This is a genomic window from Nocardiopsis lucentensis DSM 44048, assembly GCF_000341125.1.
In the GTDB taxonomy this organism is placed as follows: domain Bacteria; phylum Actinomycetota; class Actinomycetes; order Streptosporangiales; family Streptosporangiaceae; genus Nocardiopsis; species Nocardiopsis lucentensis.
The window spans coordinates 1-11327 of record NZ_ANBC01000299.1 but is presented as its reverse complement, the minus strand read 5'-3'; the positions used below and the strand labels follow the sequence as shown (position 1 = coordinate 11327).

Sequence of the window (11327 nt, the reverse complement as noted above, 5' to 3'; positions counted from 1 at the left end):
CGTTCAGCGGCAGGACGAGCGTCTCGGCGTCCCCGGTGGCGATCTCCTCGGCGGCGCCGGGCGCCAGTTCCAGGACGCGCAGCCCGGAGTAGCCCCACCCCGCGGACTCGGGGGTGATGACGGTCCGGAAGGGCGCGGCCGCGGTGCTCCCCGCGGGCAGGTAGTACTTACCGTTGGTTGGACTCACAGCAACCCCACAGCGGTGTCGACGGCGGCCACGACGTCGTCGTCGGCCGGGTACAGCAGGGACCGGCCCACCGTCAGGCCGATGACGTTGGGCAGTTTGAGCGCCTCGCCCCAGCGGGTGAACGCGGCGTCGGGGTCCTCCGGCAGCTCCCCGCCCAGCAGGACCGTGGGCAGGGTGGAGGTGGCCACGACCCGCTCCATCTCGTCCACGACCGGGAGCTTGAGCCAGGTACGGGCCGAGGTGTTGCCGAGCCCGGCGCCGATGGCGACGGAGCGGGCGACCGCGTCCGGCGACAGGTCGTTGCGGACCACGCCCTCGGTGCGACCGGAGATGAACGGCTCGACCATGGCCGTGAGGCGGGCGGCGTTGAGCTCGTCGACCGCCCTGGCGCAGCTCTCCAGGGTCGGGATGGTCCGGTCGTCGTCGTAGTCCAGGCGGAGCAGCATCTTGCCGCCCTCGAATCCCATCCGGGCGATCCCGGCGGCGTCGTAGCCGGTGAAGCGGTCGTCGATCTCCCACGCGGCACCGGCCAGCCCGCCGCGGTTCATCGAGCCGAAGACCGACTTGCCGTCCAGGACCCCGCTCCCGTCGGGGTTTCGCAACAGGAGCAGGTCCTCCAGGATGTCCGCCGTGGCCAGGACACCGGTGACGCCGGGGCGCGCCAGTGCGGTGCGCAGCCGGTCGAGCAGGTCGACGCGGTCGGCCATGGCCATCGGACGGCTACCCGAGCGCAGCGCGCCGCGGGCGGGGTGGTCGGCGGCGACGATCATCGCCTTGCCGTTCTCTCCCACGGGCGAGGTGGGCCGGACCCTCCGGGCCGCGGCGTCGGCGATCGCGTCGGGGTGGTACAGGCGGGTCTCGACAATGGACCTGAGCAGGTCAACCGACATGATCCGCCTCCTCCAGCTTGGCCTCGACCTCGGCGGAGGTGGGCATGGCGTCGGAACAGGACAGGCGGGAGGCGACGATGGCACCCGCGGCGTTGGCGAAGCGCATGACGCGTTCGGTGTCCCACCCGGAGAGCAGGCCGTGGCACAGCGCGCCGCCGAAGGCGTCGCCCGCGCCGAGGCCGTTGACCACCTCGACGGGGACCGGAGGGACGCTGACCTGGCCGGAGTCGTCCACGGCGAGTACACCGGCGGGCCCCTGCTTGACGACGGCGAGGTCGATTCCGGCCGCGCGACCGGCCTTCGCCGCGGCCTGGGGGTCGCGGTCCCCGACAGCGGTCTCCCACTCGTCGAGGTTGCCCGCGGCGACGGTGGCGTACGGGAGCGCCTCGGCGACCCAGTGGCGGGCCTCCGCACGGGACTCCCAGAACATCGGCCGGTAGTCGAGGTCGATGATGGTGATGCCCCGCCGGTCCCGTGCCCGGAGGGCCTCCAGGGTGGCGGTGCGGCTCGGCTCCTGGCTCAGACCGGTGACGGTCACCCAGAACACGTCCGCCGCGGCGATCGCGTCCAGGTCGAGGTCCTCGGCCCGGATCATCAGATCGGGCGCGACGGGGTCGCGGCCGTAGAAGTACAGGGGGAAATCGTCCGGAGGGAAGATCTCGCAGAACGTCACGGGGGTCGGCAGGTCGGCGACCGGCGTGACGAAGCGGTCGTCGACGCCGAACCCGCGCAGCGCCTGGTGGACGAACCGGCCGAAGGGGTCGTCGCCGGTACGGGTGATCACGGCGGACCGGTGACCGTGCCGCGCGGCGGCGACGGCGACGTTGGTGGGGCTGCCGCCCAGGAACTTGCCGAAGGAGCTCACCGCGTCCAGGCCGACCCCGGTCTGCTCGGGGTAGACGTCGACGCCGACGCGGCCCATGGTGACGACGCCGAAGGGCGCGTCGGAGCTTCGGCCTGCACTGGCGTTCACGGGGACCTCCGTGGATAGCGGTACACCGGGACTTCTCTTCTCTTCCTCGGGTTCGGTTCGTCGGTGATGTCCCGCGATACGGCGACACCGGTCGCGGGCGGATGGGAATCCCGGGACTAGCGCGCTCTACTAGAGCGCTCTAGACTGGGCAATAGTGATCCAACACACATGTCGTGTCAATACCCCGTTCCGGATCTGGTAGTAGATGTAGGGCGATGGGAGGCGACAGGGTGACCAGCACGGACGGCGATACCGCCCAGGGGGGCGACGACGCCTCGCAGCGCCCGAACAGGCGCGGGAACCGGCGCCCCACCATGGAGGACGTCGCCGCCCGGGTCGGGGTCTCGCGCGCCCTGGTCTCCGTGGTCTTCCGCGACGCCCCCGGCGCGAGCCCGCAGACCCGTGCGCGGGTTCTGCGCGCGGCCGAGGAGATCGGCTACCGGCCGGACGTGGCCGCGCGAACCCTGGCCAGCTCGCGGAGCCGGGTGCTCGGCGTCATGCTCACCGTGCACAACGCCTTCCACGCCGACCTGGTCGAGGCGGTGTACGCGGAGGCGGAGAGGGTCGGCTACGACATCCTCCTGTCCGCGCACGCGCGCACCCGGCACACGGAGAAGGCCGTCGGCGCCCTGCTCGGGCACCGCTGCGAGGCGCTGATCCTGCTCGGCCCCGAGACGACCACGGACTTCCTCGGCGAGGTGGTCGAGAGGACGCCCGTGGTGTCGGTCGGCCCGCGCTTCCCCGGTGTCCACGTGGACACCGTGCGCACGGCCGAGGGCAAGGCGACCCGGCAGGCGCTCGACCATCTGGCGGGACTCGGCCACCGGGACATCACCCACCTGGACGGCGGCGCCTGCGCTGGCTCGGCCGAGCGCAGGCGGGCCTACCGTGACTGGATGCGCCGCCGCGGCCTGGCCGACCACGCGCGGGTCCTGCCGGGTGACCACACCGAGTCCAGCGGAGCCGAGGCCGCGCACCGGCTGCTCGCCGAAGGGCGCATCCCCACCGCGCTGTTCGCCAGCAACGACCGGTCCGCGATCGGCTTCCTCGACGCGATCACCCGCGCCGGAGTGCGGGTCCCCGAGGACGTCTCGCTGGTCGGCTTCGACGACATCCCGCTGGCCCGGCTCGCGCACATCCAGCTGACGACGGTCCGCCAGGACGTCCAGGGGCTGGCTCGCGAGGCCGTACGCGCCGCCATCGACCGGTTGGCGTCGCCGAACCCGCCCCCGCGGGTCAGCGTGCTCGAACCGGAGCTCGTGGTGCGCGGTACGACGACCGCCCCGCGGGCCGCCGAGGCTTCCTGAGTTCACGGGCGCACCTCCTCGATCCGCACCGGTCGGCCCGCACGGCGCGACCGCTCGGCGGCGTCCGCGACCAGGACGGCCTCCAGGGCGTCGGCGACCGTGCACGGGCTGGGGCCGCCCTCGCGCACGGCGCTGAGGAAGGCGGCGATCTCGGCGCCGTAGGCGGGGGCGAACCGGGACCAGAACTCCCGGTAGGGGTCCTGGGAGGGGAAGTCCACCCCCGCCTCGGCCGAGCGGAGGGCGGCGTGCCCGTCGAGTCCGACCGCGACGGTCCCGGCCGAACCGGCCAGCTCCATCCGCACGTCGTACCCTCCGCCGTTGTAGCGGGAGCCCTGCACGGTGGCCAGGGTTCCGTCGTCCATGCGCAGGACGGCCGCCGCGGTGTCGACGTCGTCGGCCGCGGCGAAGTAGTCGGCGCCGCGGTTGGCGCCGTAGGCGTGGACCTCCACGACCTCGCGACCGGTGACCCAACGCAGGATGTCGAAGTCGTGCACGAGGCAGTCACGGAAGAGGCCGCCCGATGTCGGCAGGTACTCGGCGGGCGGCGGGGCCGCGTCGCAGGTCACGGCGTGCACGCGGTGCAGCTCTCCCAGTTCCCCGTCGCGCAGGGCCCGCCGCGCCTCGGCGTACCCGGCGTCGAAGCGCCGCATGAAGCCGATGTGGACCAGGGCCTGGCGTTTGTCGACCTCGCGGAGGACGTCGACGGTCTCCGCGACGGTGGGCGCGACCGGCTTCTCGCAAAAGACCGGGATTCCGGCTCGGACCCCGGCGAGGATGAGCTCGGCGTGCGCGGAGGTGGCGGCGGTGACCACGAGCGCGTCGACCGCTCCGGGATGGAGGAGGGTGTCGATGGCTCCGGCGACGTGGGCCCCGACCCGACCGGCGACGTCGCGGGCGCGGGCGCCGTCGGCGTCCGCCAGGACGAGCTCGTCGACTTCGGCCCGCGCGGCGACGGCGGCCGCGTGCGACTCGCCGATGCGTCCCGTTCCCACCAACCCGACGCGCATGCCCACCCCTCCCGGTGTCCGGACTCCAGGGCCGGTCGGCCCCGGGGCTCACGTGGCTGTTTCGTGGATCACAGCCACGACCCCATGTTCACTCAGGCGAAACGAGCCTGTCAACAGTTTGTCTAGACATAAGTACCTATGAACTTACAGACAACCGGGCATCACTACACTGATCAAGGGAGGGAGACGCCCTCCCGGACTCCCCACGACGAACGGACGCGCACGTGACCGAGACCCCGCTGTCGATCCCGATCGACCGCTCCAGCCCGGTGCCCCTGTACTTCCAGGTGGCCCAGGAACTGGAGCGACGCATCACGTCGGGCGAGCTGGCCGTGGGCACGCGCCTGGAGAACGAGCTCGTCCTCGCCGAACGGCTCGGACTGTCCCGGCCCACGCTCCGCCGCTCCATCGAGTACCTGGTGGACCGGGGGCTCCTGGTCCGCAAACGCGGCGTGGGAACCCAGGTCGTCATGCCCCGCGTACGCCGACCGCTGGAGCTGTCCAGCCTGTACGACGACCTGAGCCGCGCCGGGGAACACCCCCGGACCGAGGTCCTGAGGCTGGCCGTGGAGGCCCCGCCGGACGCGGTCGCCACCTTGCTGGAGGTCGACCCCGGAACCGAGGTGTACGTGTTGGAGCGGCTCCGCTACGCGCGAGACGAACCACTGGCCCTCATGCACAACTACCTGCCCGTCGGGCTGGTCGGCCTCGACGAGGAGAAACTCGCCCGCCAGGGGCTCTACCAGCTGCTGCGGGCGGCGGGCGTCACGCTGAAGATCGCCTCGCAGAGCATCGGGGCGCGCAACGCCACGGCCGCGGAGGCGCGCGCGCTCGACGAGCCCCGCGGGGCCCCGCTGCTGACCATGGAGCGCACCGTCTACGACGACGTCGGCCGGGTGGTCGAGGTCGGATCGCACGTGTACCGGGCCTCGCGCTACTCCTTCGAGCTCACCCTGACCGACTGATCCCCCCACCGCGAATCCCCGCGATCGTGTCGTCACCCTGCGCTACGTTCCTGCCACGAGAAGACCGGCAGCACTAGAGTGGCCTCAGGAATCGACCCTGGAGGATTCGATGACCGCCGAGCCGCTCCCCGACTGGTTCACCCCTCCTCCCGGCGGCTGGACCGCCGATGACATGGACGAACTCCCTCCGGGCGCCCCCGGATGGAACTCATCGACGGAGCGCTCGTTTTGCTGTCCCCCCAGACCCGATTCCACAACCAGGTCATGCGCCGTCTGGCCAACGTCCTGGAAGACGCTGCCCCCGAAGGGGTCGACGTCCTCCTGGAGATGACCATGAAGCTGGGCAAGCACCAGCGGCCGGAGCCGGACGTCCTCGTCTACCGGCACGAGGAGGGGGACGAGGGCCACGTCGACTGGCACCGGGCCACCCACGTCCCACCCGAGGACGTGCTCATCGCCGTCGAGGTCGTGTCCGAGGAGTCCCGGGACCGGGACCGCACCACGAAGCCGCTCAAGTACGCCCAGGCGGGCATCCCCCACTTCTGGCGGATCGAGCGGGAGGACGGCGGTCCCGCCATCCACGTGTACGAGCTCGACGGCGTGCGGGACCCCAGGTACGTTCCCATCACCATCGCCCGGGAGCGACTCAAGGTGGACGTCCCGTTCCCCATCGACATCGACGTGAAGGCGCTGGGCCGGAGGTAACACCGCCCGAAGGCGCACAGAACACCCGGGCCGGGTCGGCGCCAGCCGATCCGGCCCGCCGTCCTCGCCCCAGATCGACAGGGGCAGATTGTCTGTAATTATGTCTAGACAACCTGTTGACTTCTTGTTCGAGCAGCGATAAACCTGAATTACCAGTGATCTGCGCCACACTCGAACTTCTCCCCGGACCGATCCGCGGGCCTACGCCGGTGGCGCGTCACGTCGACGAGCCAGGGCTCGCGCGCCCCGTGGCGGGGACATCACGACGATCGCGGCGTCCACGCCCCAGGCCCCGCGTCGATCCGTTGCCCGAAGGAGATGGCGACATGTACACGCGCGACGTCGCGTTCGTGAGCGGTGTGGACTCCGCGCGTTCGCGTGAGCGGGCCCCCGCGCCCCGGGCCACCTGGCGGCTCCCGGACACGCCCGCCGCGGCCCGCCTCGCCCGCGGGTTCGTGGCGGAGTTCCTCCAAAACCTGAGGCACGACCGGCCCGACCACCACGACCCGGACCTCGACCACCGGACCAGCCTCGTCGTCAGCGAACTGGTCACCAACGCCGTCGTCCACGGCCAGCCGCCCGTCGACCTCTCGGTCGTCTGGACAGCCGCCGACACGGGGTTGCGGATCGACGTCCACGACCGGGGCGACGCACCGTCCCCGTCGGCCGCCCCGTCCGCCTCGGAGGAGGGCGACACGGGCGAGGAGTCGGGGCGCGGCCTGTTCCTGGTCTCGCTCATGGCGGCCCGCTGGGGCATCGGCCCCCGGCTGCCCTACGGCACCCACGCCTGGGCCGAGCTGCGCACCGCCTGACTCCGTCCGAGCCTCAGCCCGCCCCGGTGGTCAGTGCTCCTGGTGCGGAAGCGTCTCCCTCGCCAGGTCGGCGGCGCCGATCAGACCCGCCTCGTTGCCCAGTGCCGCCGCGACCACGCGCGCGGTCGGCCGGTAGCCCCGCCCGGTCAGGTTGCGCTCGAAGGCCGTCCGCGCCGGGCCGAGCAGCAGCTCACCGGCCTCCGACACTCCCCCGCCGATGATGAACAGCTCCGGGTCGAACGCGGCCGCCAGGTTGGCCAGGCCGGTCCCCAGCCACGCCCCCACGTCCTCCAGGATCTCCACGCACGCCCGGTCGCCCTTGCTCGCCAGTTCGCTGACCAGGGGGCCGGTGATCTGCCTGGCGTCGCCGCCCACGGCCTGGTGCAGCATCCGCGCCACGGGCGACTCGGCGCGCACCAGTTCCCGGGCCTCCCGGGTCACGGCGTTCCCGCTCGCGTACTGTTCCCAGCAGCCCCGGTTGCCGCACTCGCACCGGTGGCCGCCCGGCACCACCGTCATGTGGCCGAACTCCCCCGCCAGCCCGTAACGGCCACGGTGCAGCCGACCGCCGAGGACCACCGCCCCGCCGATCCCGGTGCCCAGGTTCACCACCACGACGTTGTCCACGCCCTGCCCCACCCCGGCGCGCACCTCCGCCCAGGCGGCGGCGTTGGCGTCGTTCTCCACCACGACCGGCAGGTCGAGGCGATCGGTGAGCGCGTCACGGAGCGGCTCCCGGCGCCACGACAGGTGCGGGGCGAACAGGACGTTCGCTCGTTGCTCATCGACGAACCCCGCGGCGCCCACCCCCACGGCGGCCACGGTGAACTCCCGCATCAGTTCCCGGACGACGCCGACGATCGTCTCCTCGACGACGGCCGGGCTCTTGCTCCGCTCCGGAGTCTCGGTCCGCAGGCGCGCCAGCACCTGCCCCTCGGCCGTGACCACACCGGCGGCCACCTTGGTCCCGCCGATGTCCACCCCGATCGTCAGGGTGTCCTCGGTCCGCGACTCCGTCATACGTTCCACTCCCGTGTCCTGACACGCGATGACCGGGGACCGCGCACGCGGTCCCCGGTCATCACAACACTCACACGCCCGTGTCTCTGCCCACGGGTCCTCTAGCCCAGCGCCGACCGCACGGCGGCGGCCAGGCGTTCGGCCACGGCGCCGGCCTGTTCCTGCTCCGGAGCCTCGACCATCACGCGCACCTTCGGCTCGGTCCCGCTGGGCCGGAGCAGCACGCGCCCGCTACCACCGAGCTCGGCCTCGGCCTCACGCACGGCGGCGGCGAGCTCCTCGGACTCGTGGGTCCGGGCCTTGTCCACACCGGACACGTTGACCAGCACCTGCGGCAGCCGCGTCATCACCTTGGCCAGCTCCGCCAGTCCCAGCTGCCGCCGCGCCATCGCGGCGAGCAGGTGCAGGCCGCACAGGACGCCGTCGCCGGTGGTCGCGTGGTCCAGCAGGATGACGTGCCCGGACTGCTCACCGCCCAGACCGAACCCGCCGCGTTTCATCTCCTCCAGGACGTACCGGTCGCCGACCGCGGTCTCCACCACGGCGATGCCCTCGCGCTCCATCGCCTGCTTGAGCCCGAGGTTGGACATGACCGTCACCACCAGGGTGTCCTCGGCCAGGCGGCCCGCCTCCTTGGCCTCCACCGCCAGGATCGCGAGGATGTGGTCGCCGTCGACCACCCGCCCCTCGGAATCCACGGCCAGGCAGCGGTCGGCGTCACCGTCGTTGGCGATACCGGCGTCCGCGCCGTGCCGCACCACCGCCTCCCGGAGCGCCTCCAGGTGCGTGGACCCGCACCCCTCGTTGATGTTGAGCCCGTCCGGTCGGTCACCGATCGTCACGACCTCGGCGCCCGCCCGGCGCAGCGCCTCGGGCGCCACGGCGGACGACGCGCCGTTGGCGCAGTCCACGACGACCTTCAACCCGTCCAGCCGGTGCGGCAGCGATGACAGCACGTGCCCGACGTAGCGTTCCGCCCCGTCGGTGGCGTCGGTGACCCGTCCGACCTCGTCGCCCACGGCGGGGGTCGAGGGGACACCGAGCATCCCCTCGATCTCGTCCTCCAGCGCGTCCGCCAGCTTCTGGCCACCGCGCGCGAAGAACTTGATCCCGTTGTCGGGGGCGGGGTTGTGGCTGGCGGAGAGCATGACGCCGAAGTCCGCGTCCAGCTCCCCGGTCAGGAACGCGACGGCGGGGGTCGGCAGGACGCCGACCCGGACGACGTCCACGCCGGTGCTCGCCAGTCCGGCGACCACGGCCGCCTCCAGGAACTCGCCCGAGGCCCTCGGGTCCCGGCCCACGACGGCCAGGGGGCGCCGCCCCTCCGCGCGCTCGGCGAGCACGCGGGCCGCCGCGACGGACAGCTCCAGAGCGAGCGAGGCCGTCAGGTCCCGACCGGCGACACCCCGTACACCATCTGTTCCGAACAGCCGTGCCACAGGCCACAGCCCCTTTCGAAAGCGGCGCCGGACCCGGCGCCGGAGAAGAAGATCGACGTGGCGAGAACGCCACCGAACAAACGAAAAACCCGTACGCCGCCCCCGACTCGGGGACGACGCACGGGTGGAGACTCAGCCGAGCGGGCGTCGGCGCATGAGCACTAGCGCTTGGAGAACTGGGGAGCCTTGCGCGCCTTCTTGAGACCGGCCTTCTTCCGCTCGACCTCGCGGGAGTCGCGGGTGAGGAAGCCGGCCTTCTTCAGGGTCGGACGGTTGTTCTCCGGGTCCAGCGAAGCGAGCGCACGGGCGATGCCGTGGCGCAGCGCACCGGCCTGGCCGCTGGTGCCGCCGCCGTCCAGACGGGCGAAGACGTCGTAGGCGCCGTCGAACCCGAGGGAGACGAACGGCTCCTTGATGGTCTGCTGGTGGACCTTGTCCGGGAAGTACACCTCAAGCGGCTTCCCGTTGACCTTCCACTCACCCGCACCGGGGGTGATGCGGACTCGGGCGACGGCCTGCTTACGGCGACCGGTGCCGGCGCTGGGGCCGGACGCGGTGGGGACGTAGGCGGCGGTCGTCTCGTCGGACTCGCTGGTGTACTCGGAGGGGAACTCCTCCGGGTTCTCCGCGTAGTCCTGGGCGACGTCTTCGATGCCGGTGGGCTCGGACACGGTTCTCCTCGTGCTTCTTGTAAAGTCTCGCGAACGCTTAGGCGGGCTGCTCGATCTTGCTGATCTCGAACGGCACCGGCTGCTGGGCCTGGTGCGGGTGCTCCGGCCCGGCGTACACCTTGAGCTTCTTGGCCATCTGACGGCCGAGCGAACCCTTGGGCAGCATCCCCTTGACGGCCTTCTCGATGGCCCGCTCGGGGTTCTTCTCCAGCAGTTCGGCGTAGGCGACGGAACGCAGACCGCCCGGGTAGCCGGAGTGCCGGTAAGCGCGCTTCTGGGCCAGCTTGTTGCCGGTCAGGGCGACCTTCTCGGCGTTCACGACGATCACGAAGTCGCCGGTGTCGATGTGGGGCGCGTAGTACGGCTTGTGCTTACCCCGGAGGAGCGTGGCAACCTGGCTCGCCATACGCCCGAGCACGAGATCGGTGGCATCGACTACATGCCACTGACGCTGAACATCGCTTGGTTTGGGGCTGTATGTGCGCACGATCGTTTGCCTTCGCTCTTCAGTCGGCTGCCCCATCCCGCACTGGGATGGCGGACTCGTATTACGAAACGCCACCGCGGTTGCGGGGCGTTCTTGGCCGGATGTCCCATGCCAATGAGGACGATCCGGAGGTGAGTGCGCAGACGATGGTGCGTGGATCGGCACCCGACTTCTTCCGAGTCTGGGGCCCACGGCAACTCAACGCACAACGACGGAATATCCTACCTGGCCACCATGCGCAGGTCAAAGCCAGCGGCGGGGCAACCCGGCAAGACCACGCCTGGCGGGAAAGCGCCGGCACGGGGTCACATCCGTGACCTCTCCGCCTTTTATTATGCCTGTCGCCGGGAGTGCTTCGTCCTTCCTCCGCCTCCGCGTTGGCTACGCTTGCACCGAAAGGCCGTTCTCCGCCCGCCTCGACGGGCGCGGACGCGAATCATGGAGACGCCCGTCACGGTAGCCCGGAGCAGGGATCCGGCGGCCGTCCAGTCCCCCCTCTGAGCCTTCGGAGACACCCATCAGTACGCACCCGAACCAGCCGCAGCCCGGCCCCGACGGGTACCCCACCGGCCCGGAGAGCGGTGACGGACAGGACCTGCTCGGCCCCGCCCCGGCCCGGCCCGACGGTCAGCATCCCACACACGGCGCCCCGGCGCCGCACGGCGCGCCCGGGCAGCCGATGCCCCTTCCCCCGCACCCCGACGCGTACGGGCAGCCCTACCCCCCGGCCCCTCCGGCCGGCCCCGGAGGGGCCCAGCCCGGCGCCCCCACCGGACACGTCGGCCCGAGCGGGCCCCAAGCCCCCCCGTGGAACGGTCCGAGCGGCCCGCAGACGCCCGTTCCGAACGGTCCGAGCGGCCCGCA

At 71.8% G+C, this 11327-nt stretch carries 10 protein-coding genes and 2 pseudogenes (1 of these 12 running past the window's edge); 4 read left to right on the top strand and 8 right to left on the bottom strand.

Annotated features, from left to right (window positions below; all coding sequences use genetic code 11):
• The 3 genes and pseudogenes from iolB to iolC form a co-directional block, all read right to left on the bottom strand.
• Nucleotides 1–187: pseudogene (gene iolB, locus D471_RS33785) on the bottom strand (5-deoxy-glucuronate isomerase); it reaches 681 nt to the left of the window's first position.
• Entirely contained in the window at nt 184–1077 is an 894-nt protein-coding gene (locus tag D471_RS0110480; protein WP_017598575.1) for a Cgl0159 family (beta/alpha)8-fold protein, read from the bottom strand. Before D471_RS0110480 ends, iolB begins: the two are co-directional and overlap by 4 nt.
• On the bottom strand, nt 1067–2050 hold the full coding sequence (gene iolC, locus D471_RS33780; RefSeq protein WP_017598574.1) for a 5-dehydro-2-deoxygluconokinase: 984 nt from the start codon (nt 2048–2050) through the stop codon (nt 1067–1069). The genes D471_RS0110480 and iolC overlap by 11 nt, the downstream gene beginning before the upstream one ends.
• A gap of 230 nt (nt 2051–2280) precedes the next feature.
• On the opposite strand from iolC, the gene D471_RS0110470 reads away from it, so the two are divergent.
• Nucleotides 2281–3357, top strand: a complete 1077-nt coding sequence (locus tag D471_RS0110470) for a LacI family DNA-binding transcriptional regulator (RefSeq protein ID WP_241479598.1) — start codon at nt 2281–2283, stop codon at nt 3355–3357.
• A gap of 2 nt (nt 3358–3359) precedes the next feature.
• On the opposite strand, the gene D471_RS0110465 is transcribed toward D471_RS0110470, so the two are convergent.
• Nucleotides 3360–4364 carry a Gfo/Idh/MocA family protein gene (locus D471_RS0110465; protein WP_017598572.1) on the bottom strand — a complete coding sequence of 335 codons (1005 nt, stop codon included), beginning with the start codon at nt 4362–4364 and terminating at the stop codon, nt 3360–3362.
• Nucleotides 4365–4588: 224 nt separating this feature from the next.
• Here D471_RS0110465 and D471_RS0110460 point away from each other — a divergent pair, with 224 nt between their 5' ends.
• The 3 genes and pseudogenes from D471_RS0110460 to D471_RS37595 all read left to right on the top strand — a co-directional run bounded on the left by D471_RS0110460 (nt 4589) and on the right by D471_RS37595 (nt 6846).
• Complete coding sequence (locus tag D471_RS0110460) at nt 4589–5329, top strand: GntR family transcriptional regulator (protein WP_017598571.1); 741 nt, start codon at nt 4589–4591, stop codon at nt 5327–5329.
• Nucleotides 5330–5438: 109 nt separating this feature from the next.
• Nucleotides 5439–6034 (top strand): annotated as a pseudogene (locus tag D471_RS0110455) (Uma2 family endonuclease).
• A 326-nt stretch (nt 6035–6360) separates the two neighbouring features.
• A complete protein-coding gene (locus tag D471_RS37595) occupies nt 6361–6846 on the top strand; it encodes an ATP-binding protein (protein WP_017598569.1) in 486 nt (161 codons plus the stop codon).
• A 30-nt stretch (nt 6847–6876) separates the two neighbouring features.
• On the opposite strand, the gene D471_RS0110445 is transcribed toward D471_RS37595, so the two are convergent.
• The 4 genes from D471_RS0110445 to rplM form a co-directional block, all read right to left on the bottom strand.
• On the bottom strand, nt 6877–7866 hold the full coding sequence (locus D471_RS0110445) for an ROK family glucokinase (RefSeq protein WP_017598568.1): 990 nt from the start codon (nt 7864–7866) through the stop codon (nt 6877–6879).
• A gap of 101 nt (nt 7867–7967) precedes the next feature.
• A complete protein-coding gene (glmM, locus tag D471_RS0110440; RefSeq protein WP_017598567.1) occupies nt 7968–9305 on the bottom strand; it encodes a phosphoglucosamine mutase in 1338 nt (445 codons plus the stop codon).
• Nucleotides 9306–9466: 161 nt separating this feature from the next.
• Nucleotides 9467–9976, bottom strand: coding sequence for a 30S ribosomal protein S9 (rpsI, locus tag D471_RS0110435; protein ID WP_017598566.1), 510 nt, complete (start codon nt 9974–9976; stop codon nt 9467–9469).
• Nucleotides 9977–10013: 37 nt separating this feature from the next.
• A complete protein-coding gene (gene rplM, locus D471_RS0110430) occupies nt 10014–10463 on the bottom strand; it encodes a 50S ribosomal protein L13 (RefSeq protein ID WP_017598565.1) in 450 nt (149 codons plus the stop codon).
• Nucleotides 10464–11327: the final 864 nt, after the last annotated feature.

Excerpts from the sequence above, each read along its gene's own strand:
- D471_RS0110480 (WP_017598575.1), bottom strand. The coding sequence starts at position 1,077 with ATGTCGGTTGACCTGCTCAGGTCCATTGTCGAGACCCGCCTGTACCAC.
- D471_RS0110465 (WP_017598572.1), bottom strand. The coding sequence starts at position 4,364 with ATGCGCGTCGGGTTGGTGGGAACGGGACGCATCGGCGAGTCGCACGCG.
- D471_RS37595 (WP_017598569.1), top strand. The coding sequence starts at position 6,361 with ATGTACACGCGCGACGTCGCGTTCGTGAGCGGTGTGGACTCCGCGCGT.
- D471_RS0110445 (WP_017598568.1), bottom strand. The coding sequence starts at position 7,866 with ATGACGGAGTCGCGGACCGAGGACACCCTGACGATCGGGGTGGACATC.